The organism is Pseudokineococcus lusitanus (assembly GCF_003751265.1).
GTDB classification, from domain to species: Bacteria; Actinomycetota; Actinomycetes; order Actinomycetales; family Quadrisphaeraceae; genus Pseudokineococcus; species Pseudokineococcus lusitanus.
In genome coordinates this window covers 119,860-144,243 of record NZ_RJKN01000005.1, presented here as the reverse complement: position 1 = coordinate 144,243, position 24,384 = coordinate 119,860, and the positions used below count along the sequence as shown (strand labels likewise).

26 protein-coding genes are annotated in these 24,384 nt (G+C 79.7%); 10 read left to right on the top strand and 16 right to left on the bottom strand.

Going from position 1 to position 24,384, the window contains the following annotated elements; translation table 11 throughout:
- Window positions 1–21: 21 nt before the first annotated feature.
- The 4 genes from EDC03_RS10720 to EDC03_RS10705 are packed head-to-tail and all read right to left on the bottom strand — an operon-like array spanning window position 22 to window position 4,731.
- The gene (locus tag EDC03_RS10720) at window positions 22–1,593 is read right to left on the bottom strand and encodes a threonine/serine exporter family protein (RefSeq protein WP_123380241.1); all 1,572 of its coding nucleotides are present in this window, start codon (window positions 1,591–1,593) and stop codon (window positions 22–24) included.
- Window positions 1,590–2,585, bottom strand: coding sequence for a VWA domain-containing protein (locus EDC03_RS10715; RefSeq protein WP_123380240.1), 996 nt, complete (start codon window positions 2,583–2,585; stop codon window positions 1,590–1,592). The genes EDC03_RS10720 and EDC03_RS10715 overlap by 4 nt, the downstream gene beginning before the upstream one ends.
- Window positions 2,582–3,646, bottom strand: coding sequence for a DUF58 domain-containing protein (locus EDC03_RS10710; RefSeq protein WP_123380239.1), 1,065 nt, complete (start codon window positions 3,644–3,646; stop codon window positions 2,582–2,584). The genes EDC03_RS10715 and EDC03_RS10710 overlap by 4 nt, the downstream gene beginning before the upstream one ends.
- Window positions 3,643–4,731 (bottom strand): AAA family ATPase, encoded by a 1,089-nt coding sequence (locus tag EDC03_RS10705; protein WP_241967142.1) that lies wholly within the window; start codon window positions 4,729–4,731, stop codon window positions 3,643–3,645. The genes EDC03_RS10710 and EDC03_RS10705 overlap by 4 nt, the downstream gene beginning before the upstream one ends.
- A gap of 117 nt (window positions 4,732–4,848) precedes the next feature.
- On the opposite strand from EDC03_RS10705, the gene EDC03_RS10700 reads away from it, so the two are divergent.
- From EDC03_RS10700 to EDC03_RS10690, 3 genes are all read left to right on the top strand, one after another.
- A complete protein-coding gene (locus EDC03_RS10700; RefSeq protein ID WP_123380237.1) occupies window positions 4,849–6,162 on the top strand; it encodes a hypothetical protein in 1,314 nt (437 codons plus the stop codon).
- 64 nt (window positions 6,163–6,226) lie between these two features.
- Window positions 6,227–7,246, top strand: coding sequence for a TIGR03557 family F420-dependent LLM class oxidoreductase (locus EDC03_RS10695; protein ID WP_123380236.1), 1,020 nt, complete (start codon window positions 6,227–6,229; stop codon window positions 7,244–7,246).
- Between the two features lie 32 nt (window positions 7,247–7,278).
- Complete coding sequence (locus EDC03_RS10690) at window positions 7,279–9,573, top strand: EAL domain-containing protein (RefSeq protein WP_123380235.1); 2,295 nt, start codon at window positions 7,279–7,281, stop codon at window positions 9,571–9,573.
- 5 nt (window positions 9,574–9,578) lie between these two features.
- Here EDC03_RS10690 and EDC03_RS10685 read toward each other — a convergent pair whose 3' ends face one another.
- Window positions 9,579–9,896 carry a hypothetical protein gene (locus EDC03_RS10685; RefSeq protein ID WP_123380234.1) on the bottom strand — a complete coding sequence of 106 codons (318 nt, stop codon included), beginning with the start codon at window positions 9,894–9,896 and terminating at the stop codon, window positions 9,579–9,581.
- A gap of 169 nt (window positions 9,897–10,065) precedes the next feature.
- Here EDC03_RS10685 and EDC03_RS10680 point away from each other — a divergent pair, with 169 nt between their 5' ends.
- The 4 genes from EDC03_RS10680 to EDC03_RS10665 all read left to right on the top strand — a co-directional run bounded on the left by EDC03_RS10680 (window position 10,066) and on the right by EDC03_RS10665 (window position 13,958).
- Window positions 10,066–10,689 (top strand): RsiG family protein, encoded by a 624-nt coding sequence (locus EDC03_RS10680; protein WP_148058058.1) that lies wholly within the window; start codon window positions 10,066–10,068, stop codon window positions 10,687–10,689.
- Window positions 10,690–11,269: 580 nt separating this feature from the next.
- On the top strand, window positions 11,270–11,974 hold the full coding sequence (locus EDC03_RS18415; protein WP_123380232.1) for a helix-turn-helix domain-containing protein: 705 nt from the start codon (window positions 11,270–11,272) through the stop codon (window positions 11,972–11,974).
- 64 nt (window positions 11,975–12,038) lie between these two features.
- Complete coding sequence (locus EDC03_RS10670; protein WP_123380231.1) at window positions 12,039–13,133, top strand: hypothetical protein; 1,095 nt, start codon at window positions 12,039–12,041, stop codon at window positions 13,131–13,133.
- Between the two features lie 93 nt (window positions 13,134–13,226).
- Window positions 13,227–13,958 carry a hypothetical protein gene (locus tag EDC03_RS10665; RefSeq protein WP_123380230.1) on the top strand — a complete coding sequence of 244 codons (732 nt, stop codon included), beginning with the start codon at window positions 13,227–13,229 and terminating at the stop codon, window positions 13,956–13,958.
- A gap of 46 nt (window positions 13,959–14,004) precedes the next feature.
- Here the strand turns inward: EDC03_RS10665 and EDC03_RS10660 are convergent, their stop codons facing one another.
- The 5 genes from EDC03_RS10660 to ygfZ all read right to left on the bottom strand — a co-directional run bounded on the left by EDC03_RS10660 (window position 14,005) and on the right by ygfZ (window position 16,919).
- Window positions 14,005–14,757, bottom strand: a complete 753-nt coding sequence (locus tag EDC03_RS10660; RefSeq protein WP_123380229.1) for a hypothetical protein — start codon at window positions 14,755–14,757, stop codon at window positions 14,005–14,007.
- Window positions 14,757–15,266: a heme-binding beta-barrel domain-containing protein gene (locus tag EDC03_RS10655; RefSeq protein ID WP_123380228.1), complete on the bottom strand. Its 510-nt coding sequence runs from the start codon at window positions 15,264–15,266 to the stop codon at window positions 14,757–14,759. The genes EDC03_RS10660 and EDC03_RS10655 overlap by 1 nt, the downstream gene beginning before the upstream one ends.
- Before the next feature lie 2 nt (window positions 15,267–15,268).
- Entirely contained in the window at window positions 15,269–15,397 is a 129-nt protein-coding gene (locus EDC03_RS18410) for a hypothetical protein (protein ID WP_277872076.1), read from the bottom strand.
- A gap of 9 nt (window positions 15,398–15,406) precedes the next feature.
- Window positions 15,407–15,700 carry a hypothetical protein gene (locus EDC03_RS10650; protein ID WP_123380227.1) on the bottom strand — a complete coding sequence of 98 codons (294 nt, stop codon included), beginning with the start codon at window positions 15,698–15,700 and terminating at the stop codon, window positions 15,407–15,409.
- Window positions 15,701–15,794: 94 nt separating this feature from the next.
- Complete coding sequence (gene ygfZ / locus EDC03_RS10645) at window positions 15,795–16,919, bottom strand: CAF17-like 4Fe-4S cluster assembly/insertion protein YgfZ (RefSeq protein WP_123380226.1); 1,125 nt, start codon at window positions 16,917–16,919, stop codon at window positions 15,795–15,797.
- 89 nt (window positions 16,920–17,008) lie between these two features.
- On the opposite strand from ygfZ, the gene EDC03_RS10640 reads away from it, so the two are divergent.
- Complete coding sequence (locus tag EDC03_RS10640; RefSeq protein WP_148058057.1) at window positions 17,009–17,662, top strand: hypothetical protein; 654 nt, start codon at window positions 17,009–17,011, stop codon at window positions 17,660–17,662.
- A 19-nt stretch (window positions 17,663–17,681) separates the two neighbouring features.
- Here EDC03_RS10640 and EDC03_RS10635 read toward each other — a convergent pair whose 3' ends face one another.
- A complete protein-coding gene (locus EDC03_RS10635) occupies window positions 17,682–18,284 on the bottom strand; it encodes a hypothetical protein (RefSeq protein ID WP_123380224.1) in 603 nt (200 codons plus the stop codon).
- Window positions 18,285–18,395: 111 nt separating this feature from the next.
- Between EDC03_RS10635 and EDC03_RS10630 the strand changes: the two genes are divergently transcribed.
- Entirely contained in the window at window positions 18,396–18,968 is a 573-nt protein-coding gene (locus EDC03_RS10630) for a hypothetical protein (protein WP_123380223.1), read from the top strand.
- 69 nt (window positions 18,969–19,037) lie between these two features.
- On the opposite strand, the gene EDC03_RS10625 is transcribed toward EDC03_RS10630, so the two are convergent.
- The 5 genes from EDC03_RS10625 to EDC03_RS17620 are packed head-to-tail and all read right to left on the bottom strand — an operon-like array spanning window position 19,038 to window position 23,482.
- Window positions 19,038–19,703 carry a response regulator gene (locus EDC03_RS10625; RefSeq protein ID WP_123380222.1) on the bottom strand — a complete coding sequence of 222 codons (666 nt, stop codon included), beginning with the start codon at window positions 19,701–19,703 and terminating at the stop codon, window positions 19,038–19,040.
- The gene (locus EDC03_RS10620; protein ID WP_123380221.1) at window positions 19,700–20,824 is read right to left on the bottom strand and encodes a hypothetical protein; all 1,125 of its coding nucleotides are present in this window, start codon (window positions 20,822–20,824) and stop codon (window positions 19,700–19,702) included. The genes EDC03_RS10625 and EDC03_RS10620 overlap by 4 nt, the downstream gene beginning before the upstream one ends.
- Complete coding sequence (locus EDC03_RS10615) at window positions 20,821–22,092, bottom strand: sensor histidine kinase (RefSeq protein ID WP_123380220.1); 1,272 nt, start codon at window positions 22,090–22,092, stop codon at window positions 20,821–20,823. The genes EDC03_RS10620 and EDC03_RS10615 overlap by 4 nt, the downstream gene beginning before the upstream one ends.
- A gap of 8 nt (window positions 22,093–22,100) precedes the next feature.
- Window positions 22,101–22,676 (bottom strand): arsenate reductase/protein-tyrosine-phosphatase family protein, encoded by a 576-nt coding sequence (locus EDC03_RS10610; RefSeq protein ID WP_123380219.1) that lies wholly within the window; start codon window positions 22,674–22,676, stop codon window positions 22,101–22,103.
- Window positions 22,673–23,482, bottom strand: a complete 810-nt coding sequence (locus tag EDC03_RS17620) for a hypothetical protein (RefSeq protein WP_158674270.1) — start codon at window positions 23,480–23,482, stop codon at window positions 22,673–22,675. The genes EDC03_RS10610 and EDC03_RS17620 overlap by 4 nt, the downstream gene beginning before the upstream one ends.
- 175 nt (window positions 23,483–23,657) lie before the next feature.
- On the opposite strand from EDC03_RS17620, the gene EDC03_RS10605 reads away from it, so the two are divergent.
- On the top strand, window positions 23,658–24,368 hold the full coding sequence (locus EDC03_RS10605; protein WP_123380218.1) for a winged helix-turn-helix transcriptional regulator: 711 nt from the start codon (window positions 23,658–23,660) through the stop codon (window positions 24,366–24,368).
- The last annotated feature ends 16 nt before the right edge of the window (window positions 24,369–24,384 follow it).

Sequence of the window (24,384 nt, the reverse complement as noted above, 5' to 3'; positions counted from 1 at the left end):
GGCGCGGCACCGGGCGGCGGGTCAGCTCCGCAGCGCGGCCTGCCGCCGGCGGCGGCCCACCTGGTCGAGCCCCCGCTCGACCGGCGCGGCCACGGCGTCGCCGAGCGCCACGCCCGCACCGATGCCGAGGGCGATGGCCACGGCCTCGCCGAGCAGGACCAGCCCGGTGACGACCGTGCCGCCGGTCAGCTCGACGAGCGCGGTGTAGAAGGTCAGCCCGGGCAGCAGCATGATCGTGCCCGGCACGACGACGGCCAGCGGCGTGGCGCGGCGGCGCAGCGCCGCCACCCGGCCGACGGCCCCGACGACGGCGGCCGCGGCGAGCGTCCCGAAGGCGCGGGCGCCCTCGGAGTCAGAGACGAGCACCTGGACGCCCGTGCCGAGGACGGCCGCGACGGCCGTGACGACGAGCAGCCGCGGCGGCGTCCGGTAGGCCACGGCCGCTGCGCCCGCGCCCAGCGCCGTCGCGACGAGCGCCACCCAGGTCGGGGTGAGGGCACCGCCCACCGCGGCGCCCGCGGCGGCCGGGTCCACGCCCGGCAGGCCGGCCCGCCGCGTCAGCTCGATGGACAGGACGACGCCGCCCGCGATGGCGGCCGTGGTCATGAGCACCGTGACGAGACGCGCCGCGGCCGTGACGGGGAACCCGTCGAGCGCGTCCTCGACGGCCGCGACGAGGGCACCGCCGGGCAGCAGGACGACGATGCCGCTCGCGACGACGAGCGCGGCGGACGGGGCGGCGCCCAGCAGGCCCGGCGGCACGACGTCGGTGAGCGCCTCGGTGACGAGGGTGACGCCGGACGACAGCGCCCCGGCGACGAACGCGCCGGCGGCCACGACGAAGAAGCTCGCCGCCCCGGCCCGCGACATCGCGCGGGCGCCGGCGTCGACCGCCACGGCCATGCCGAAGGCGGCGACGAGGGCGAGCGGCCCACCACCGAGCCGCGCCGCCACGGCGACGGCGAGCAGCCCCCACGCGACGCGGACGATCGAGCGTCGGTAGGGCCGCGCGGCGCGCTCGACCTGCGACATCCGCAGGGAGAGGTCCGCGCGGTCGACGCGCCCGTCGACGAGGTCCAGCACGAGGGCGTGCGCGGCCGACAGGCGCGCGAACTCCGTGCCGGACGTCCGCACCACCTGCAGCCGCGCGACCGGCGGGCCGTCGACGGGGTCGTACCCGAGCGTCACCGACGACCACGTGATGTCGACGTCGAGCCGCTCGTCGTCGAGGCCGAGCGCGATGGCCGCGGCGACGACGGACGACTCGGCCTCCGCCATGCCCGCGCCGGAGCGCAGCAGGAGGACGGCGAGCCGGACGAGGAGGTCCAGCGACGCCCGGGCGTCCGAGGCGTCGGCCGGCGCGGCCATCCGGTGCGGCGCGGCGAAGGGCGTCCCCCGCAGCCGCTCGACGACGGGCAGCTGCCGGGTCTGCTCCTCGGTGCCGATGACGCGGCGCCAGCCGGCCGTGCGGGGCCGTCCGCCCGAGCGCTGGCGGGCGGCCGCCACCGCCCCGGTGGCGGTGGCCGTGCTCAGCGGCTCGACGGCGGGCACGCCCGTCGGCGGGGTCGCGGGCGCCGGCGGGACGACGCTCACGACGACAGCCGGCCGGAGCGCAGGAGCGACCCGACGGCCGCCGCGACGACGAGCGCCAGGGCCAGCGCCGTCCACCGCGCCGTCGTCTCCTCCTCCTCGAGGACCGTGCCGATCGACGAGCCGATGTCGGCGTAGACGGCGTCGAGCTCGCCGGCGGACTCCGCCTCGTAGGCCTGCCCGCCCGTCGCCCCGGCGATGGCGGCCAGCTCGGCCTCGTTGACGGGCACGGGGGTGGGGACGCCGTCCTGGACGATGATCCCGCCGGGCGTGCCGAAGGCGATGGTGGAGACCGGCACGCCGGCCTCGACGGCGGCCGCGGCCGCGTCCTCGTTGGTGCGGCCCACCGTCGTCTCGCCGTCCGAGAGCAGGACGACGGCGGCCGGGACCGGCGCGTCCGGGTCGTCGGGGTCCGGCGGGGCCTGCTGGACGGCGGACAGCGCGGTGTAGAGCCCCTCGCCGATCCCGGTGTACGAGGTCAGCTCGAGCCCGTCGATCCCGCGGGCGACGAGGCTGCGGTCCGTCGTCGGCGGCACGAGCACCTGCCCCGACCCGGCGAAGGCGACGAGGCCGACGTTGAAGCGCGGCGGCAGCCCGGCGACGAAGCGGCGCGCCGACTCCTGCGCGGCGGTGAGGCGGTCCGGCTGGACGTCCGTGGCGCGCATGGAGATCGACACGTCGACGGCGAGGACGACGGTGGCCCGCTCCCGCGGCACCTCCACCTGGCCCACGGGCCGGGCGACGCCGACGACGGCCGCCGCCACCCCGGCCAGCAGGAGCACCGGGACGACGGCGCGCCGCCAGCCGCCCCGGCGGGGCGCGACGGCCCGCAGCACGGGGACCGCGGAGAAGCGCAGCGCCGCCGCGCGGCGGCGGCGGGCGGACAGGACGTGCCCCGCCGCCAGCGCGGGCACGAGGAGCAGGAGCCAGAGCCGGGCCGGCGCGAGGAAGCCGGTGACGAGGCCGCCGAGGAGGCCCGGGTCGCCGGCGCTCACGCCCGGCCCGCCATCCGGTCGACGGCCCGCGCGGTGCGCCGCTGGGCGAGGACGAAGCGGGCCGTGGAGGCCACCCAGTCCTCGTCGGTGGCGAGGACGAGGTGCGCGGCGCCGCAGCGGCGCAGGGCCGCGCCGACCCGCGCGCCGTGGGCCGCGCCCGCGGCGGCGAAGGCCTCGCGGACGGCGGCGCGGCCGGTGTCCACCTCGACGACCTCGCCGGACTCGGGGTCCACGAGCTCGACGACGCCGACGTCGGGCAGCTCGCGCTCGCGGCGGTCGACGACCTCGACGGCGACGACCTGGTGGCGGGCCGACAGCCGCCGCAGGGCGCGCTCCCACGGCAGCGGGGCGGCCGGGTCGTCGCCGCCGCCGTCGAGGAAGTCGGAGACGACGACCCGCAGGCCGCGGCGCCGGTGGGCGGCGCCGAGCCGCTCGAGGGCGCCGGCGAGGTCGGGCGCGGCGGGCGACGACGCGGGCTCGGCCGCGCGTCGCCCCCGCCCCCGCGGCGGGGGCCCGGGCACGGGCGGCGGGTCGGCGAGCGCCGAGCCCGCCAGCTCGCGCAGCGCGGCGTGCAGCGCCGTGCGCCCGGTCCGCGACGGGCGGCGCAGCACGCCCCGCTCGTCGAGCACCCAGGCGCCGAAGCGGTCGCCGAGCCGGGTCGTGAGGTGGCCGACCACCGCGGCCGCCGTCACGGCGAGGCGGCGCTTGTCCGTCGTCGTCGTCCCGAAGGCCATCGAGGGCGTGAGGTCGACGAGGACCCACGTCTCGAGCTCGCGGTCGGCGACGACCTCGCGCACGTGCGGCTCGCCGGCGCGGGCCGTCAGGGGCCAGTCCATCCAGCGCACGTCGTCCTCGCCGGGCCGGTACGGGCGGCTGTCGGCCGGCTCGCTGCCCGGGCCGGTGCGCACGCCGAGGTGCTCGCCGCGCAGGAATCCCTCGAGCCGCCGGACGACGGCGAGGTCGAGCCCGCGCAGGGCCCGCGCGCGCCCGAGGACGGCGGTGGCGGTGCCGGCGGCCCGCTCGTCGAGCCCGGCCGCCGGGCGGGTGGCGGTCGGGCTCACCCGCCGGCCCCCGGGCGGTCGCGGCCGCCGGCGCCCTCGCCCGGGCCGCCCGTCGGCACCGGCGGCGGCACGGCGGCGACGAGGCGGGCGACGACGTCGGCCGCCTCCACCCCGTCGGCGAGCGCGTCGAGGCTCAGCACGAGGCGGTGGGCGACGACCTCGACGGCGAGCTCGCGGACGTCGTCGGGCAGGACGTGGTCGCGCCCGCGGACGAGCGCGAGCGCGCGCGCCGCGGCGAGGAGCCCGAGCGAGGCCCGGGGGCTCGCGCCGGCCTCGAGCAGCGGCGCGACGTCGGGCGCCCCGTACGCGGCGGGCTGCCGCGTGGCCATGACGAGGCGCACGACGTAGTCGGTGACGAGGGGGTGGACGTAGACGGCGTCGGCGGCGGCCTGCAGCGCGAGGACGCGCTCCGGGTCGAGGACGGCGTGCGCCCGCGGCGGGTCGACGCTCATCCGCCGGAGGATCTCCGCCTCGTCGGCGGCGCCCGGCAGGGGGACGACGACCTGGAGGAGGAAGCGGTCGCGCTGCGCCTCGGGCAGCGGGTAGACGCCCTCGGACTCGACGGGGTTCTGCGTGGCGATGACGGTGAAGGGCGCCGGGACGGCGTGCGTCGTCCCGGCGAGGGAGACCTGCCGCTCCCCCATGAGCTCGAGCATCGCGGCCTGCACCTTGGCCGGCGCGCGGTTCACCTCGTCGGCGAGGACCACGTTGGTGAAGACGGGGCCGAGCTCGACGCTGAAGCGCTCGGTGGCCGGCGACCAGATCCGCGTGCCGACGATGTCCGACGGCACGAGGTCGGGGGTGAACTGCACGCGGGCGAAGCTGCCGCCCAGCACCGTGGCCAGCGTCCGCGCGGCGAGGGTCTTGGCCGTCCCGGGCACCCCCTCGAGCAGGACGTGCCCGCGCGCGAGGACGGCCACGACGACGCGCTCGACCATCTGCCGCTGCCCGACGACGACCCGCCGGGCCTCGGCGACGGCGTGCGCGAGGTCGTCGGTCGTGCGGTCCCCGGGGCTCCCGGCGGGCGGGACGGCCGGGGCGACGGCGGGGGGCGGGCCGGTCGGGTCGGGCTCGGCGGTCGGCACCGGCCCATCACACCACTGCCCCCCGGGCGTCGGGTGGGCGAGCGCGCCGCGGGGCCGGACGGCGGAGCCCCTCCCCGAGGACCGGTGCGCCCCCGGGCGCTGTGGTCTCATGGCGCGGTGAGCGCCGAGCCCGAGCAGCGGGGCGGTCCCGGCCGGGACGACCCCGCCGGCGGCCCCGTGCTGCCCCTCCTGCCCCACGACCCCGCCCGGCTCGGGCCCTTCGCCGTCGTCGGCCGCCTGCGCGACGAGCCGCCGGCCCCGGCCGCCGGGGACGACCGCCGCGGCCCGGACCTCGCGCCGCCCGCCACGTCCCCCGAGGTCGCCGCCGTCTACGCCGCGCACGGGCCGGACGGCGCGCCGGTGCGGGTCGTCGCGCTCGGCGCGGGCCCGGCGGGCGACGCCGCGGCGCGCGACCGCTTCGGCGCCGAGGTCGACCGCCTCGGCCGCGACGGCCGGCTCCTCGGCGCGTCCCTCGACGGTCCGTGGCCGTGGGCGGCCACCGGCGCGTCCGACACCCGCACCGCGGCGGCGCTGGCCCGCTCCCCGCTCGTCCCGGGCAGCGTCCTGCCCGGGCAGCACGCCGGCCGTGGGCCGGCCTTCTCCCCCCACTGGGTCGGCGGCCCCCGCCCCGCCCCCGCGGCGGCGCCGGCCGCCCCCGCGACGTCCGGGCCGCGCGACCGCCGCCCCTGGGTGCTCACCGCGGTCCTCGGCGGCCTCCTGCTCGCGGCGCTGCTCGCGCTCGCCGCCGTCGCGTGCCAGCCGCGCGACGAGACGCCCGTGCCCGCGCCCGGGCAGACGCAGCAGCCGCAGCCGTCCCCGAGCCCCGAGCCGTCGCAGCCCGCGCCGACGCCCACGCCGTCGGACGCCCCCACGCAGGACCCGGACCTCGGCGAGCCCGGCGAGGACCCGGCGCCCGGCGAGGAGGGCTCGCCGCTGCTGCTCGGCCCGGGCGTCGTCGGCCCGTCCTTCCCGCCCGGCGCGGCGACCGAGCTCGTCGCGCCCGACGACCTCTCCTTCGCCTTCCGCGTCCCCGAGGGCTGGACGTGCGAGCGCTCCGCCATCGGGCCGCCCGTCGTCCGCTACGACTGCGTGTCCCCCGACGGGGAGTCCGGCGGCGCGGTGCAGACGCAGCCGTGCCCGCAGCCGTGCGGGCAGGAGGCGTGGTTCGCCCTGCAGGACCTGCTCGCGCCGGGCGCCACGTGGTTCGACGTCGACCCGACCACCGTCGCCGTCGAGGACTCGGTGCCCGACCGCGACAGCTCCTACCGCCTGCGGATGAGCCACCTCCACGTCGCCGGCGAGCGCGAGGGGTCCGACCTCCAGCAGCTCGACGAGCACGTCTACGCCGAGTTCTGGTCCCCGGCCACCCCGCTGTCCGCCCGCCGGGCGGTCCAGGCGGTCGTCAACGACGTCCGCGCCAACACCCCCTGACGGCGTCGGACGCCGGGCCCCGTCCCGACGGGCGGGCGCCGCCCCGGGCGGGGACGCTCGGGGCATGACGCGCTTCGGCTACACCCTCATGACCGAGCAGAGCGGCCCCAAGGAGCTGGTCGGCTACGCCGCGGACGCCGAGCGGGTCGGCTTCGACCTCCTCGTCAGCAGCGACCACTACTCGCCGTGGCTCGCCGCGCAGGGGCACGCGTCCTACGCCTGGTCGGTCCTCGGCGCCGTGGCCCACGCCACCGAGCGGGTCGAGCTGATGACGTACGTGACCTGCCCGACGGTCCGGTACCACCCGGCCGTCGTCGCGCAGAAGGCCGCCACCCTCGCGCTGCTGTCCGACGGACGCTTCACGCTCGGCCTCGGCTCCGGCGAGAACCTCAACGAGCACGTCGTCGGGCACGGCTGGCCCGCCGTCGACGCACGGCAGGACATGCTCGTCGAGGCCGTCGAGATCATCCGCGCGCTGCACACGGGCGAGATGACGACGTACGACGGCGAGTACTTCCGCGTCGACTCCGCGCGGGTGTGGGACGTCCCGGAGGACGGCGTCCCGCTCGCCGCCGCCGTCGCCGGGCCCAAGGGCATCTCCCGCTTCGCGCCGCTCGTCGACCACCTCGTCGCCACCGAGCCCCGCGAGGACCTCGTGCGCACGTGGGACGAGGTGCGCACCGACGCGTCGCTGCCCTCGGGCGCGGGCACCCGCAAGATCGGCCAGATCCCGATCTGCTGGGGGCCGGACGCCGAGGAGGCCACGGCGCTGGCGCACGAGCAGTTCCGCTGGTTCGCCGGCGGCTGGGCGGTCAACTCCGACCTGCCGACGACGGCGGGCTTCGCCGGGGCCACGCAGTTCGTCCGTCCCGAGGACGTGGCGGAGACCGTGCCGTGCGGGCCGGACCTCGACGCCGTCGTCGAGGCGGTCCGTCCCTTCTGGGAGGCCGGCTTCACCGACGTCGCCCTCGTCCAGGTCGGCGACGCCCGCCAGCAGGAGTTCCTCGACGGCCCCGCGGCCGACCTGCTCGAGCGCCTGCGGGCCGCGGCCCCGTCGACGCCCGGGGGCACGTCCGACCGCTGACGGGCCTCCCCGCACGGGCCTACCCTCGACGGATGGGCCGCGGACGGGGGACGGGGCGCGCCGGCACCCGAGGGCCGACGTCGGCGACGTCGGCCCTCGTGCTGGGCGCCGCCGCCACCGCCGCGGCCGTCCTCGTCCCTCCCCCGTACCGCGGCCTCGTCGTCCTCGCGGTGCTCCTCGTCGCCGGGCCGCTCGTGGCGCTCGCCGTCCACCGCCTCGCGCCCGGCCGGCGACGGCAGTGGCTGCTCGTCGCCGCCGCGGGCACGGCGCTGGCGGTCGCGTGGGCGGCGACCCTCGCCGGCCTGCCCGCGGTGGCCGTGCCCGCGCACGGCCTCGTCTACGTCTGCCTCGGCGTCTCCGCCCACCTCGCCATGGCGCACGAGCGGCGCCGCCGCTGGGTGCTGGCCGTCGACGTCCTCGCCGTGGCGTGCGTCGGGGCGGCCGCCGCCCTCTGGGCCGGGTCGGTGCTGCCCGCGCCGCCGCCGTGGTGGTCCTCGCTCCTGCTCGCCGGCGACCTGGCCCTGCTCGCCTACCTCGTGGCGCTCCTGCACTCCCGGGCCCGCGTCACCTTCTCGGTCGCGGCGCTGGGGACCGCCCTGCTCGCGCTCGTCACGCACCACGCCGGGGCGTGGCTCCTCGGGGGCGCCCCCGTCCGCACGGGCACGGCGCTCGACGCCGCCCTCGTCGTCACCGCCGTCCTCGCCGTGGCCGCCGCCTGGCACCCGAGCATGCGGGTCTTCGGCGACGTCGTGAGCCCGCTGCTCGCACCCCGGCGCCAGGTGCTCGTCGTCGTCCCCGCCGTCCTCGCGCTGCCCGCCGCGATGCTCCTCGCGACCCTCGGCCTCGTGCCGCCGCCCGGCACGGCCGTGCGGCCCGTCGTCGCGGCGGCCGCCCTGCTGGCGGTCGCGCTCATGGCGACGAGCTCGTCGCTGTCCGCCCTGCTGGACCGCCGCGTCCTCGAGACGGACCCGCTGACCCGCGTGGGCAACCGGCGGGCCCTCGAGCGGGTGCTCGCGGCGCAGATCCACCAGGGCTCCGCGCCCGTGCGGCTCGTCGTCGTCGAGCTGGAGGAGGTCGACGTCCTCGCCCGGCGGCAGGGGCGCCAGGCCGCCGACGAGCTGCTCGTGCGCCGGGTCCGCGCCCTCGTCGAGGGCCTGCCGGACGCCGTCGTCTGCCGCACCGGCCCGCAGACCGTGGCCGTCGTCGTGCCGACGCGCTCGCGCCGCCGCCGCGACGGGACGCCCCTCGGCGTGGTCGCCGAGGTGCGCGCCCTGCTGCCCGCGACGCCGGAGGACGGCGGCGACCTCCTCACGCCCGCGACCGCCGTCCTCACCGTCCCGGCCCGCGGCGAGGTGGGGGGCGGTGACGACGGCCCGGACGGGCCGGACGGTCGAGGGGCGGCGCCCGGCCTCACGACGGGGCGGATCGTCGACGCGCTCCTGCGGCACGCCGAGCTCTCCCTGCTCGTCGCCCACGACCGCGGCGTCCCGGTGGAGGCCGACGTCACGCGCGACGGCGCCTACGAGCGGGCCCGGCGCCTCGACCTCGACCTCGCCGCGGCGCTCGCGGGCGGCGAGGAGATCGTCGTCCACTACCAGCCGCTCGTGGAGCCCTGCAGCGGCGCGGTGCGCTCGCTCGAGGCCCTCGTGCGGTGGCGCCACCCCGACCTCGGGTCGGTCCCGCCCGACGACTTCCTCGAGGCGGCCGCGCTCCAGGGCCGCAGCCGCGAGCTCGACGACCTCACGCGGCGGCGGGCGCTCGCCGACTTCCGCGGCTGGGACGACGCCGGCGTCGGCCCCGACCACGTGGCCGTCAACCTCTCCGCCGAGAGCCTCCAGGCGGACGACCTCGTCGAGCGCGTCCTCGACGACCTCGCGACGGCGGGCGTGGACCCGCACCGCCTCGTGCTCGAGGTGGTGGAGCAGGAGCGGCTGCGCGACCTCGCCGGCGTGGCCGCGCGGCTGCGGCGGCTCGTGGACGTCGGCGTCGGCGTCGCGGTGGACGACTTCGGCGTCGGGCACGCGGCGCTGCAGTACCTCCTGCTGCTGCCCGTCGGCACGGTCAAGGTCGACCGGAGCCTCGTGGCGCAGGTGGGGACGCCGCGCGGTCGCGCGCTGCTGGGCGCCGTCGTCGGCATGGCGACGTCGCTCGGGGCCACCGCGGTGGCCGAGGGGGTCGAGTCCCGCGCGCAGCAGGAAGCGGTCGCGGCGCTGGGCTTCGGCCTGGCGCAAGGCTTCGCGTGCGGCCGCCCCGCCCCCGCGGAGGCGACGACGGCCCTGCTGACGGCTCACGCCCGCGGGGCGGCCGCCCCCGGCGCGACGCGGTAGGACCGCTACAGGTCGTAGGCCCCGCTCGACCGGAGCTGCTCGAGCCGGAGCCCCGCCGTCCCGCCCGCCCGGCCGAGGGCCGCGGTGACGGCGTCCTCGACGAGACGCCGTGCGGCGTCGTCGTCCTCGGCCTCGACGACGGTGACGAGCTCGGCGCCGCGGCCGTCGGCGGCGAGCGTCACCTCGCGGGCGCCGGGGTCGTCCTGGCCGTCGGCGAGGGCCGGCTCGGGCAGGGCCAGGTCGTCGCGCAGGCGCTCGACGTCGGCGGGCTCGACGGTGCCGTCGGCGGTGAGGACGGCCTCGACGCGGAAGAGGGTCGGCATGGGACCAGCATGTCGGCCCGGGCCGCCGGGCACCCGCCGAGGCCGTCGTCCGCCTCCGCGGGAGCGCCTGCGGCGGCTAGCATCGGCCACTGATCGGCGGGATCGGCGAGGCCGTCGGACGCCGCCCGTGCACCGCGCGGGCCGGCCCGGCGCCGACGGAGGGTGGGTCATGGCGGACGCGACGGGCACGGCGGCAGCGGGGACCGGCTCCAGCGCCGACGCCCCCACGGCCTACCTCGAGGGCGGCTCCCGCCGCATCGACCAGGTGCTCTCCCCCGCGTTCCTCGAGGGGCTGCCCGACCTGCCGGCCGACGAGCTGCGCAGCCGCCGCGAGCTCGCCATCGCCGAGGAGGCCGCGCTGGCCTACACGCGCCGCCTCGTCGACGGCCGCCTCGCCCTCCTGCTGGCCGAGCGCGCCCGCCGCGAGCGCTCCGAGCGCGCCGTCGGCCTCGGCGAGCGCTCCGACGAGGAGATCGTCGCCGGCCTCGTCGCCGCCCTCCTGCGCCCGGCGCCCGAGGACGAGCGCGGCAGCCAGGACGACGCCGCCCGCGAGGTCGTCGACGCCAAGGACATGCCCGTCGTCCCCAGCAACGCCGGGATCTACCACCGCGACGCCGAGCGGGCCTTCGCCGACATCCGCTTCAGCGACCTCGGGTCCCTCGACGACGCCGAGCTCGACGAGCACGCGGGCCTGCTCTCCACCCTCGAGCAGCGCCTGACGGGCGACCGCGGCCGCGTGCTCAAGGTGCTGAGGGTGCTCCGCCGCGAGGCCGACGGCCGCGCGACGGGCTGACCCGCCCGGCGCTCCTCCACGACGTCGCTGCCGACGTCGGCGCACAGGGCGCGTCCTGACCCACTTCGCTGCCGAAGTCGACCAGTCGGCCGCGTTGAGACCCACTTCGCTGCCGAAGTCGACCAGTCGGCCGCCGTGAGACTCACTTCGCTGCCGAAATCGTCCAGCGGAGCGCCTCCTTCCACACTTCGCTGCCGACGTCGCCCCACCGGGCGCGTCCCGTACCCGCGTCGCCGCCGACGTCGGGGCAGCACCACCGACGCTGTCCCGGTAGGGGGACGGTCGGCGCGCCGTCCGGGACGGCGACCGGTGAACGCCCTGCACGGTCGGCTGCCGACCGGGGAGCAGCCTGCACGGCCACAGGGTGCGCGGCCGTGCAGGCTGCTCCCCGGTCGACGCCGGACCATGCGCCACGCTCTCCGGTCGGCGTCCTCCGCGGCCCCGCTCGCCCGGTGGCGGCGACGTCGCTGCCCCGGGGAACGACGACGACGACAGACGCACGGCCCAGCCCGGGCGCTCCTCCGCCGCCCGTAGTGACGCCCGCTTGCACCTGCAAGCACCCTGCGAGCACCATGGGGCCATGACGCGGGTGCTGGGGGTCGAGGTCGGCGGGCTGGGCGAGCGCGTGGGGCAGGCGGCCGAGCGGTCGCCGCTCGGTGGGGCCGCCCGGGCGGCCGGGGACCTCGGTGAGTTCCTCCGCGAGCAGCGGGAGGGTGCGCAGCTCTCGCTCCGGCAGCTCGCGGCCGCCGCCGGGGTGAGCAACCCTTACCTGAGCCAGGTCGAGCGCGGCCTGCGCCGGCCCAGCGCCGAGGTCCTGCAGCAGATCGCCAAGGGGCTGCGGATCTCGGCCGAGGCCCTCTACGTGCGGGCCGGCATCCTCGACGAGCGGCCCGGCAGCGCCGGTGACGTCCACGCGGCGCTCACCGCGGACCCGTACCTCTCCGAGCGGCAGCGCGAGGCGCTCCTCGAGATCTACCTCACCTTCCGGGCCGAGAACGCCCGCAGCGAGGTGCCCGCCACCACGGGCGCGGGGGGCGACGCCCCGACGGACGTCGCCGTCCCCCCGCCCGCCGCCCCGGCCGCGCCGGCACCGACCGCCCCTTCCGCACCGGCCCGCGGCCGACGTCGACCGGCCGCCGCGACCACCGCAGCGACCACCGCCGCGGCGCCCACGCCCACGCCCGCGCCGACCGCCGCCGCCGACGCCGCCACGAAGCCCCGCAGGCGCCGCCCGGCCGCCGCGACGACCACCCCGACGCCCGCGACGCCGTCGACCACCGCCTGACCTCCCCCGCACCGACCCCGCGACCCCCGCGCAGCGCGACCCGCTGCCGCCCCCCGGAGGACCGATGACCACCGTGCCCGACCCCCGCCCCACCACCGGCATCCCCGACGACGACGACGCCCCGCTCGGGCTGCGCCGTGCCGCAGCCGGCCTCGGCTACACCCTCGTCGGGGTCGTCGACCTCGCCGCCGAGCAGGCACGGGCCCTGCAGGGGCGCGCCGTCGCCCACGCCGTCGCGGAGGTCCGCGGCGCGGCGGAGCGGCTGCAGGCCGCCCCGACGACGGCCGTCGCGCGGGGGCTCGCCGTCGCCGGCCGCACGCAGGAGGTCGTCGACGACCTCGGCGAGCGGGGCCGCCGTCTCGTGCACCGCAGCGGCGCGGCCGAGGCCGCCGCGACGGCGGCGCGGGCCGCCGGAGAGTCCGTCGACGCCGCCCGCGGGGCCGCGGAGCAGGCGGCGGACGCCGTCCGGGGCACCGCCGCCACGGCCCGGGCCGGGGCGGCCGACGTCGCCGACGGCGCGGCGGCCCGCCGGGGCCCGCGCACGACCGGCACCGGCCCGGCCCGCGCCACGACGACGACGCAGATGGCGGGCGAGCGCGTCCCGGCAGGGACGTCGGCCACGCCGACGGGCCCGGAGGCAGCCGCCTCGACCGCCCCAACCACGCCGCGCCGACGGACCGCCGCGGGCACCGGCTCCGCCCGCCGCCGGACCGCCGCGGCGACGACCACCGCCCCCGCCGCGGCGACCGCTCCCACCGGGGACCCCACGACGCCGACCCCGACGCCCGAGGAGGCGCCCGCGCGCCCCCGCCGCCGCAGCACGGCGGGCGAGGGCACGCCGCGCCGCTCGGCGCCCCGCCGCTCGACGTCGACGACCCCGGCCGCCGGCTCCGCGGGAGCCACCGACGCCCCCGCCCCGACCGGGGACGACGCCCCTCCGTCCCCCGCCGGCAGGGCTCCCGCGACGGCTCGACGTCGCGCCGGGGGCAGCGCCCGCACGACGTCGAGCGTGGCCCGGCGGCGCGCCGAGGCCGCCGCGGCGGCCCAGGCCGCCGGGACCTCCGCCGCCGCGACAGCGGCCGGGGTGCGTGAGACGGTCGCCGCGGCGTCCGAGGCCCTGCGCGACGTCGCCGACGAGGCGGGCACCACCCCCTCCTGAGGCGTCGCCGGCCGCGCCGCCCCGCCCGGGCACCCTGCCCGGGCGGCCGTGCGGGCGACGTCCCGCGCGGACGACGACGACCGGAGGCGCCCCGTGGGACTGCTCGACAAGCTGCTCGGCCGTGAGGAGGAGCCCCGGCGGGACGCCGGCCGCGCTCCCGGCTCCTTCCGGCAGGACCCGCCGCCCGGCTACGGCGCCCCCGCCGGCGGCCCGGGCGGCAGCCCCCGTGCCGGCGCGGGGCGCAGCGAGGACGAGGTCGCCGTCGAGCGCTACCGCTACATGCTGCGGACCGCGCCGCCGGAGGCGGTCGAGGAGGCGCACGCGGAGGCCTTCGAGAAGCTGACGCCGGAGCAGCGCCGGCAGGTGCTGGCCGAGCTCGGCGAGCAGGTGCCCCCGGCCGAGCGCGGCACCTCCGACGCCCCGCGCGACCTCGCCCGGATGGCCACCCGCGCGGAGGTCCGCGAGCCCGGGACGCTCGAGCGCACGCTCGGCCGGCGCGGCGGGGCCGCCGGGCCCGGCCTCGGGACGGTCGTCGGCGGGAGCCTGCTCGGCACCGTCGCGGGCGTCGTCATCGGCAGCGCCGTGGCGTCGTCCCTGTTCGGCGACGGCTTCGGCGACCCCGGCGCCGACGTGGCGGCCGACGGCGCCGACGGGGGCGACCTCGGCGGTGCTGACGGGGCGGACGGCGCGGGCGACGTCGGCGACCCCGGCGCGGGCGACCTCGGCGGCGTCGACCCCGGTGCGGGCGACGGCGGCGGCCTCTTCGGCGGCGACGGGGGCTTCTTCGACGGCGGGGGCGGCGACCTCGGCGGCGGCGACTTCTGAGCCCGGGCCGTCCCCGGGCACCCGCCCGGGGACGGCGCCGGCCGTGTCAGCCCAGGCCGGGCAGCGCGTCCCGCAGGCGGCGCAGCCCGTCCTCGACGGCGTCCGGCACGACCTCCCCGTCGATGTCGCGGACGTCCTCCGCGGTGGGCGACCGCAGCCCCTGCAGGGGCGCGAGCACCTGCGGCGGGACGTCGACCGTCGCGAGCAGCTCCTCGGCGCGCGCGCCGAGGTCGAGGACGTCGAGCATCTGGTCGCGGGCCTGCTCCACCTCGGGCAGGAGGTGCTCGCCCTCGACGGTGGCGATCTGCGCCCGGGCGGTCGAGGTGGCCTCCTCGACGGCGGGCAGCGCCCCGACGGCGTCCCGCAGCGCCGACGCGGCGTCGTCGAGCGCGGAGACGTCGAGCCCGGCGACGGCGCGGAGCGACGTCCGGGCCTCGTCGACGCCGGTGACCACCTGCTCGAGGGCCGGCAGGCCGTCGTCGGCGAGCCCGTCGACGGCCGTCGACGTCGTCGTCAATGCCTCGAGGTTCTCCCCGCCGAGGGGGAAGCGGGACGCGAGACGCCACAGCGGGTCCTGCGTGGCCCGGCGGGCCTCCTCGGTGTCCGCCCGTACCCGGGCGGCCGAGGCGGCCACGCGGTCGGGGTCGGCGGCGGTGACGGCGTCGACGAGGGACGGCACCTCGTCGCGCACGCGCTGCAGCGCGGAGTAGGCCACCCACCCGCGCGAGGCGGTCCAGGCCGCGGCCACGAGGACGAGGAGGGTCCCGACGAGGAGGACCCCGCCGACGACGCGCCGCATCAGACCTTCGTGAGCCTCGCCGACGCGACGGAGCGCATGGGCGTGCCGGCGGTGGCGACGTCGTGCGCCCACAGGAGGTCGCCCTCGACCTGGCCGTAGATCCGGCGGGCGGCGGTCGTGTCCCCGGTGCTGGAGGAGGTGCGCGCCACGAGGTCGGAGGCCAGCTCGATCTTCGTGCCGGCGGCCTTGCCGACGTAGATCTCGACGGCGCCCTCGGGCAGCGCGAGCAGCAGCTCCACCTGCAGGCCGCCGGAGCCGTCGTCACCGGAGCGCCAGACGCCCTGCTCGGAGGTCAGCGGGTCACCGGGCGTGCCGTCCTCGCCGAGGTACCAGCTCTGGGAGCGGTACGTGAGGTGGCCCAGGCCGTCGTGCGCCATGACGACCTCCTGGCCGAACTGCCGCTCCTCGCCGCCGGGCAGCGCGGCGACGCCGACGCCCTCCCACCGCCCCTCCATCCAGGCGAGGGGCACCATCGAGGGCGGGAGGTCGACCCGGATCTCGAAGGGCACGGTCAGCGCTGACCGGTGAAGAGCTTGTAGACCACGTACACCGAGAACCAGCCGATGACGAGGGAGGCGATGACGAGCAGCGACGTGAAGAACAGCTCCAGCGCGTGCAGGTCGATCGACGAGACGTCCATGGGGGCACCCTAGCCGCGTCGGCCCGTGGCGGTCCGGGCCGCCCGGGCGTGAGACGCGGCACGGCGACGGCGGACGGCCGCCAGCACGGCGAGCCCGACGAGCGGCGGCACGAGCAGGTCGGCCACGGTGAGGCCGTGCGTCGGCGTCACGACGTGGAGGACGGCCCCCTCGACGGGGCCGTTGACGAGCCACCAGGCCACCCCGGCGGCGACCACCGCGACCACGGCGAGCGGCCCTGGCCGCAGGAGCGCCACCCCCGTCGCCACGAGGAGCGCCGCGAGCACGACGCCGATGACCAGCACCGCACGACCGTAGGCGCTGCCGGCGGAGCGCGCGGACGTCCCTGCCGGACCGGGGCGGGCGACCCCCCGACCGGCGGTCCCCGAGGCGGCGGCGTCAGGGCGCGACGACGACCTCCTGCGCGGCGGTGACGACGCCGCCGGTCGGCACGCCGACGAGCAGGACGGCGTCCGCGGGCACCGACCGCTTGACGACGGCGAGCCCGACCGGGCCCAGCTCGTGGTGGCGGGCGGACGTGGTCACGGCGCCGACGGCGCGGCCGGGGGCGCCGTCGTCCCCCCGCAGGGACACGGGCGACCCGGCCGGCGGGAGGTCGTGGCCCGAGCCGTCGAGGTGCAGCATCACCAGTCGCCGCGGCGGGCGGCCGAGGTTGTGGACGCGGGCGACCGTCTCCTGCCCGCGGTAGCACCCCTTGCGGAGGTGGACCGCCGTCCGCAGCCAGTCCAGCTCGTGCGGGATGGTGCGGTGGTCGGTCTCGGCACCCATGCGCGGGCGCCAGGCCTCGACGCGCAGCGCCTCGGCCGCCCAGGTGCCGGCGAGGTCGCGGTCGCCCACGGCGGCCGCGAGGCCGTCGCGGGGCACGAGCACCTCGCGCCAGGCCCGGTCCGCGCCGGGGTGCTCGGCGTCCGGCACCGGGCTGTACGAGACGCCGAGGGGTGCGGTGGTCGGCCACGGGTCGACCCACGCGGGCGGCTCGCCGGGGGCACCCTCGCGGCGGACCGGCTCGCCGAGGACGGCGACCTCGCCGGTCATGTCCGTCACCTCGACGCGGAGCATGAACCGCATCCGCTCGAGGAAGGCGACGAGCGCCGCCTGGTGCCCGGGCTCGACGGTGATCCACGCCGCGTCGCCGTCGTCGACGACGTGCAGCGACTGCTCGACGTGACCCTTGGGGCTCAGCAGCAGCGCCTCGGCGCTCGTGCGGGGCGCGAGGCCGCCGAGGTCCTGGGTCGTGAGGGAGTGCAGCCACGTCAGCCGGTCCGGGCCCGTGACGCGGACGACCCCGCGGGTCGACAGGTCGACGACGGCGAGGCCCTCGCCGAGCAGGCGCTGCTCGCGGACGGGGTCGCCGTAGTGCCAGGCGGTCCCGGCGTCGAGACCCTCGGCGGGGACGGCGCCAGGGCGGTCCAGCAGCGGCGAGGGGTCCAGGCCGCCCGGGACGGCGGGGGCCTCGGCCTCCGGCGCGTCGGCGGGCGGGGTGGTCTCCGGGGTCGCCGTCATGGCGGCTGCAGCGCGCGCCGGGCGGGCCGTGTTCCCGACGGCGCCGCGGTGGCCGGGAACCCCGCCGGGCCGGGCCGCGTCGGAGCGCCGTGCCGACCGCCGGAGCCTCCTCGTCCCCGGGGCGCGTGCGCCCCGCCGTCCTCGTGCTCGCCGCCGCGGCGCTGCTCCCCGTCGGCTGCGGCGGCGGCCCCGCGCCGGCGCAGCCCACGCCGTCGCCCGAGCCGCCCCTGGCGCCGCGGACGCTGGCGATGGTCGACGGCTGGCGCGAGGAGCTCCGCGGCTCCCCCGACGGCTCGATCGTCGGCGCTGCGCCCGCGGACGCCTTCGGAGTCCTCGAGGTCGCGTACGACGACGCCACCGTCCGTGCGATGTGGGACGCCGTCGTGCCGGCGGACCTCCCGGTGCGGTCCGGCGACCCGCACGAGCCGGGCCTCTACGGCGACCTCGCGGACGTCGACCTCGACGAGCAGGCCGTCGTCCTGTGGTCGTCCGGCGAGTCCGGGAGCTGTCCGTCGTGGTTCGGCGGCGTCCGCACGGACGACAGCGTGGTGCGGGTGACGACGGCCGGCGAAGGAGGCACCTGCACGGCGGACTACCAGCCGTACCAGGTGCTGGCGGCGGTCGACCGCGACGACGTCCCCCCGCCCGCGGAGCTGCCGTCGGCCCGAGGGACGTTCGGCGGGGGCGGCGACCACCTGCGCCTGGTCGTCTCGCCCTTCCCCTGCTGCTCCGCACCGGGCTGACGGCCGTGGACGGCCGTCCTCAGCCGGCGGCGCCCTCGCGCACCCGCCGCAGCGCGGCCTCGAGGCCCTCCACGTCGGCCACGTCGTAGAAGGTGAAGGGGGCGCCGCCCCGGTCGAAGGGGCCCATGCCGGAGTTGGCGAGGCTGGGCCCGCTCGCCCACCCGCCCGACGTCCGGCCGAAGGACACCGTCAGGTGACGCCCGCCGCGGGAGCGCCGTCGGTCGACGGGGGTGCGGTCGAGCGACGTCTCCTGCAACGACCCCTCCCCCTCGGCGACGAGCGCACGACCCTCCGTGAGGCCGTAGACCGTCCGGCGCTTGCCCGCCGCCTTGACGAGGAAGCGCCCGGCGACGAAGTAGACGCCGAGGGCGACGAAGGGCACCCCGAAGAGGGGGAAGAAGAAGGGCGCGCCGCTGGAGACCGCCGTGACGAGCCAGAAGATCGAGAAGCCCAGCCAGAAGACACCGAAGGGGACGAGGAAGACGTCGACCGGCCCCAGGTGCTTCCCCGGGTCGGGACGCCCCGTCCACACGAGCGTCTCGTCGGGGAGCAGGAAGGGGGACAGCCGGTCCCGCGCGTCGTCCGTCCGGCCGATGCTGCCGCACAGCCCCTCCCGTGCCACGCGGAGTCGCGACGACCACCCGTCCGTGGACGCCGAGGACGGCTGCCGGCCCGCGCCGTCCCGACGCGGAGGCCGCGGGAACCGCCGGCGCCGCCCGCCCGTCCGAGCGCCGTGCCGACGTCCCGCGCCCCCGCCCGCCCCCGCGCCGTCCTCCTCGTCGCCGTGCTGGCCGCCCTCACCGCCTGCGGCACCGGCGACCCCGCGGCCGCGGGCGGCGTCCGGACGCTGGCGAAGGTCGACGGCTGGCGGGACGGGCAGCCCTTCCCCGAGGAGGCCTTCGCCCTCTTCGAGGTGGCCGCCGACGAGGCCGCCGCCCGGGCGCTGTGGGACGCCGCGGTCCCCGACGGACTGCCGGCGCGGGACGGCGACCCCCGGGACGTCGGCCTCTACGGCGACCTGTCCGACGTCGACCTCGACGAGCAGGTCCTCGCGCTTTGGTCGTCGGGCGAGTCGGGCACCTGCCCGGGCTGGCTCGCCGGCGTGGGCACCAGCGCCGACGGGGCGACGCTGGCCTTCGACGAGGACGAGTACTCGCCCACGGGCGGGTGCACGGACGACTACAACGCGTACCGGACCGTCGTCGCCGTCGACCGCTCGAGCCTCCCGGACCTCGCCGACCTCGGGGTCGTCGAGGCGACCGTGGACGGTCTGCGGGTGCGTGCCGGCGTCTACCCCCTCGGCTGAGGCGGGGCCTCGGCACGAGATCCGCCCTGCACGGCGGAACTCGTGCCGAGGCTCGGGGGGCGGGACCGGTCAGCGGCTTCCCGGCCCCACCTCGTCCGCCCAGCCGTCCCGGCGCCCGGCCTCGTACATCGCCACCCGGCCCTCGAGCCGCACGCCGTGCTCGGCGTACTTCTGCCGCGCGCGCTGCAGGTACGTCCGCACCGTCGCCTCGCCGACGCCCATCCGCCGGGCCACCGTGCGCAGCAGCAGCCCGGAGCCGAAGAGCACGAGGGCCCGGCTCTCCTGCGGGCTCAGCGGCGGGCGGCGCCCCTCCCCCGCCGCCAGCACCTCGGCCAGCGCCGGCGTCACGTGCGCCTCCCCCGCCGCCGCCGCGCGGACCGCGGCGAGAAGCTCGTCCCGCCCGCTCGCCTTCGGCAGGAAGGACAGGGCCCCTGCCTCGACGGAGCGCTGCACCGAGCCCGGGTCGGCGTCGGCGCTCATGACGACGACGGCGCTCCCCTCCGCCACGAGGCCCGCCACCTCGAGCGCCGTCACGGGCACGTCGTCGAGCAGGAGGTCGAGCACGACGACGTCGACGGGGTGGGCGGGCGAGCCCCGCAGCAGCGCCAGCGAGCCGTGGGCGCCGACGAGCTCCACGTCGGCGGCCGACGCCATCCACGCGGCGACGCCGTCGAGGATCACCGGGTGGTCGTCGACGACCGCCACCCGGACCCGGTCCGGCGCGGCGCTGCTCACGGGACGCCCACCTCGAGCACGAGCAGGTCGCCCTCGACGACCCAGGGCGGCGAGCCGAGGTCGGCCCGGAGGTCCTCGGCGACGTCGTCCGCGCGCAGGCCCGGGTCGCCCCGGACGGCGAGGACGGCGCCGCCCGGGACGAGCGTCACCGAGAGGTCGGCCCCGCGGGCGACGGCGCGGCGGACGAGGGCGAGCAGCGGCGCGTGGAGGTGCGCGGGCGCGTCACCGCCGGCCGAGCGGACGACGACGGCGGCCGAGGCGTCCTCGGCGAGGACCGCCTCCTCCAGCCACGTGCCGCCGCCCCCGTGGACCAGCCGGGCCCGCAGCCGCCGGGCGCCCGCGCGGGCCTCGGCGGCGGCGTCGGGCGGCAGCGGCAGCGGCACCCCGGCGACGACGCGCTCCAGGAGCGGGCCGACGTCGGCGCGCGCCGCCGCGAGCCGGGCGGCGCCCTCCTCGGCGGCGCGGGCGGCCGCCAGCCGCTGGGCCTCCTCCCGCAGGACGACGGCGTCCGCCGCCCGGCGCGCGGTCGTCAGCCGCGCCACGAGCGCGAGGTAGGCCGCGGCCGCCGCGACGGGCACGAGCGAGGCGGCGGCCACCTCGACGCCGCGGGCGAGGGCGGGCCCGAGGTCGTCCGCGTCCCGCACGAGCGAGGCGCCCAGGAGCAGGGCGGCGTGGAGCCCGCCCACGACGACGACGGCCCCGAGCGGCCGGACCGCGAGGAGCCCGAGGCACGCCAGCCCCACGCCGGTCGCCACGAAGAGCCCCTGGCCGTAGACGGCCGTGCCGGCCGTCTGGTCCAGGACGACGACGTCGACGGCCAGCAGCGCGGCCGCCGCCCCGCCGACGACGACGGCCGGGGCCCGGCGGCGGCGCCCCCCTGCGGCGACGAGCAGCAGGGGCACGAGCACGAGGACGGCGACGGCCCCGGCGGCCACGCGCCGGTCGGCGAAGGTGCCCGCCGGGGCGAGCCCCACCCGCAGCGTCACCTGGACGGCGACGAGCGCGACGACGACGAGCAGCAGGCGCCGCACGTCCAGCAGGGCGTCGCCGAGGCCCGTGCGGTACCAGGGCACCGCCGCGGGGACCTCCGGCGGGACGCCCCCCGGCGCGGACGCGCTCACGCCGGCGCCCGCACGGCGGGGACGAAGAGCGCGGCCACGGTGCCGTGGCCGGGCCGGGAGCGGACGGCGGCCCGGCCGCCCACCGCCTCGAGCCGGCCGACGACCGAGCGCGCCAGGCCGAGGGACGACGGGGTCACCGCGGCGGGCACGAACCCCGCGCCGGCGTCGACGACGAGCACCTGCGCGCCGACGGCGTCGCGCGACCACACGACGACGGCCGACCGCGTCCGCGCGTGCCGGACGACGTTGCGCAGGCACTCGCCGGCGGCGCCGAGCAGCGCCTCCAGCTCCGCCTCGCCGACGGGCGGGGCCGACGTCCCCCGCTGCGGCGGCGGCCCGCCCCGCCGCAGGGCGACGACGACCCCCTCCGCCTCGGTGCGCCGGACGAGCCGGACGAGGGCGGTCTCGAGGTCGTCGACGGCCGGCGGCACCTCCGGCCGGCCCTCGCGCCCGCCGCCGACCCGCTCGGCCGGGGCCGCCGGGTCGGCCTCGACGAGCAGGGCCAGCGCCTCGGCGGCGAGCTCGCGGACGGCGCCGGCCCGCGCGGGGTCGGCCGTCGCCACGGCGGCGAGGGCGCCGAGGACGACGTCGTGCAGGCGGGCGTCCAGGCGGTGCCGCGCGGCCGCGAGGTCCCGGGCGACGGCGAGGTCCCGGGTCGCCTCGCGCCGCGCCGCCAGCGAGCGCCCCGTCCGGTCGGCGCTGCGCTCGGCGACGACGAGGGTCCCCACCGCGAGCAGCGCCGTCACGAGGGGGCCGACGAGGTCGACGGCGCCCAGCCCGGCGACCGCCGCGGACGCCGAGACGACGACGAGGGCGACGGCCCCGGCGACGAGGGCCCGGCCGAGGACGACCGCGGCCCGCCCGGGCGTGCCGGCGAGCAGCCAGAGGACGGCCGAGGCGACGGTCGGCAGGACCCGGAGCGCGCCCTGCGCCGCGGAGGGCGCCGCCGCGCCGACGAGCTGGGGCAGGACGGCCGCGCACACGAGGCCGACGCCGACGAGCAGGGCGACGGGGAGCCCGCCGCGCAGGAGGTGGACGAGGGCCAGGCCGGCCCAGAGGCCCGCGATGCCGGCGGCGAGGGCGAGCCACCCGGCGCCGTCGCCGTCGGGACCGCCTCCCCGGGCGCCGTCCGCCCCGAGCGCCGCCCCCGCGAGCGCCGCGACGACGCCGACGAGGAGCAGCACGACGACGACGCCGGTGTAGACCCGGCGGCCCTGCTCGAGGACGGCGCGCGGCACGAGCTCGGGCGGCGCCGCGGCGGAGGGCACGGGAGCGGTCAGGTGGTGGGGCCGAGGGCCCGCACGAGGGCGGCGCAGGCGGCGGCCACGACGGCGCCGCTGTCCGCGAAGCCGCCCGCCGGGCCGGACATCGGGTCCGGCACGTCGTCGTCCTCCGGCCGCCGCGGCGGCGGGGCGCTCGTGCGCAGGGGCGCCGCGACGCGGGCGGCGGCCCGCACCCGGGCGGCGGGGTCGGCGCCCGGCACGCGACGGCCCTCGAGGAGCCGGGCCAGCTCGCGCAGCGTGAAGGTCCAGCGCGCCGCCCGGGGCGCGGCCCGGGCGACGGCCGCGGCGTGGCCGCGGGTCACCGCGAGGACGAGGTCGGCCCCCGCCAGCAGGCCGGGGTCGGCGGGCCGGGCGGTCTCGAGGGCGTCGAGGGAGCCGCCGTGCTCGAGCACGGGCCCCCGGGCGCCGTCGACGACGGCCGTGCCGCGCACCGCCCGCAGGCCCGCGGCGCCGACGTCGACGCCGTCCCCGAGGCCGGGCGCCAGCAGCCCCACCGCCATGGGCGAGCGGCAGGTGCCCTCCCCGCACACGACGACGAGCCGGGCCGGGCCCACGAGCGTGGGGCTCACGGGGCCACCACCGCCCACAGCTGGACGGGCACCGCGGCGAGCGCGACGGCGACGAGCCCGACGACGCCCGACAGGCGGCGGGACGTCGCGCGCGGCAGCGCGGTGAGCAGCCGGTCCACCCCGCCGACGACGAGGCCGAGGACGGCGCCGACGACGGCCGCGGGCACCGCCACGACGCCGGGCAGCAGGCCGGCGACGACCGCGGCGGCCGCCGCGGCCGCCGCGACGCCGAGCACGCCCGTGAGGCGCTGCGGCCAGGGCAGGGCGGTGACGAGGAGCGCGGCCGCGACGCCGGCGGCCCCGACGGCGACGTGCTCGCCGCCCGGGGCGGCGGCCCCGACCCAGCCGGCGAGCAGCGCGGCGGCCGCGGCCCCCGTCACGGTGCCGGCCACCGACTCGGCGAGGCGGGGCCGCCCGTCCGTGCGGAGGATCTGGTGGAGGAAGGCGAGCACGACCGACAGCCCGAGCGCGGCGAGCACGGCCTCGGCGGCGCCCTCGGGCCCCAGCGGCAGCGCGGCGGGCGCGGCCCCGACCCCGGTGCCCGGGGGGCCGGCCACCCCGACCGCGCCGACGGCCCCGAGGCCGGCGACGGCGACGACCGCGCTCGTCCCGCGCGGCGACGGCAGCGCCAGCAGGCGCGGCCACCCGACCGCCAGCAGGAGCGCCGCGAGCACGAGGACGGGCAGGAGCAGGACCGGCAGCAGCAGGGCGGAGGCGGCCAGGGCGGCGCAGACGAGGGTGCCCACGAGCGCGGGCAGCAGCCGCGGCGGGACCCGGACGGCCGGCGGGACGGCGGTCGCGGTCACCGGGCAGAGCCCCTCACGCGTGCTCCCCCCGCCGCAGTTCGGGCGGCCCCTCCGGTCGGGCCCGCCGTCGTGACATCCTGGCAGACGGTCCTGCCGGCGCCCCCGCGCTCGCTCCCGGCCCGCCGTGCCGGCGGCGCCCGGCCGGACGTCACCGGTCCGAGCCGAGGAGGAGCACGTGGCGCAGCTGCTGATGCTCACCAACTCCCTGTCGCCGTCCTCCGACGTCCTGCCCGCGCTCGGCCTGCTCGCGCACCACGTGCGCGTGCTCCCCGCCGAGCCGGCCGTCCTCGTCGACGCCCCGCCCGCCGACGCGGTCCTCGTCGACGGCCGGCGCGAGCTCGTCGCCGCCCGTGCCCTCACCCGTCTCCTGCGCACCACCGGGGTCTCGAGCCCGCTGCTCCTCGTCCTCACCGAGGGGGGCCTCGCCGCCGTCGCCGCGGACTGGGGCGCCGACGACGTCCTCCTCGACTCCGCCGGCCCCGCCGAGGTCGAGGCGCGCCTGCGGCTGGCGATCGGCCGCAGCCGGCTCGCGGAGGACGACGGCGAGACCACCGACGAGATCCGGGCCGGCGACGTCGTCGTCGAGGAGTCGACGTACACCGCCCGGGTCCGAGGGCGCGTGCTCGACCTCACCTACAAGGAGTTCGAGCTCCTCAAGCACCTCGCGCAGCACCCCGGCCGGGTCTTCACCCGCGCCCAGCTGCTGCAGGAGGTGTGGGGCTACGACTACTTCGGGGGCACCCGCACCGTCGACGTCCACGTGCGCCGGCTCCGCGCCAAGCTCGGCGTCGACCACGAGCAGCTCATCGGCACGGTCCGCAACGTCGGCTACCGCTTCGTGCCGCCGAGCCGCGACCGGCGCGACGCCGAGCCCGTCGACGCCTGAGGCCCGCCCGGCGCCG

Excerpts from the sequence above, each read along its gene's own strand:
- EDC03_RS10680 (WP_148058058.1), top strand. The coding sequence starts at position 10,066 with ATGGCGGACGCGACGGGCACGGCGGCAGCGGGGACCGGCTCCAGCGCC.
- EDC03_RS10690 (WP_123380235.1), top strand. The coding sequence starts at position 7,279 with ATGGGCCGCGGACGGGGGACGGGGCGCGCCGGCACCCGAGGGCCGACG.
- ygfZ (WP_123380226.1), bottom strand. The coding sequence starts at position 16,919 with ATGACGGCGACCCCGGAGACCACCCCGCCCGCCGACGCGCCGGAGGCC.
- EDC03_RS10685 (WP_123380234.1), bottom strand. The coding sequence starts at position 9,896 with ATGCCGACCCTCTTCCGCGTCGAGGCCGTCCTCACCGCCGACGGCACC.
- EDC03_RS10670 (WP_123380231.1), top strand. The coding sequence starts at position 12,039 with ATGACCACCGTGCCCGACCCCCGCCCCACCACCGGCATCCCCGACGAC.
- EDC03_RS10695 (WP_123380236.1), top strand. The coding sequence starts at position 6,227 with ATGACGCGCTTCGGCTACACCCTCATGACCGAGCAGAGCGGCCCCAAG.
- EDC03_RS10660 (WP_123380229.1), bottom strand. The coding sequence starts at position 14,757 with ATGCGGCGCGTCGTCGGCGGGGTCCTCCTCGTCGGGACCCTCCTCGTC.
- EDC03_RS18410 (WP_277872076.1), bottom strand. The coding sequence starts at position 15,397 with ATGGACGTCTCGTCGATCGACCTGCACGCGCTGGAGCTGTTCTTCACG.
- EDC03_RS18415 (WP_123380232.1), top strand. The coding sequence starts at position 11,270 with ATGACGCGGGTGCTGGGGGTCGAGGTCGGCGGGCTGGGCGAGCGCGTG.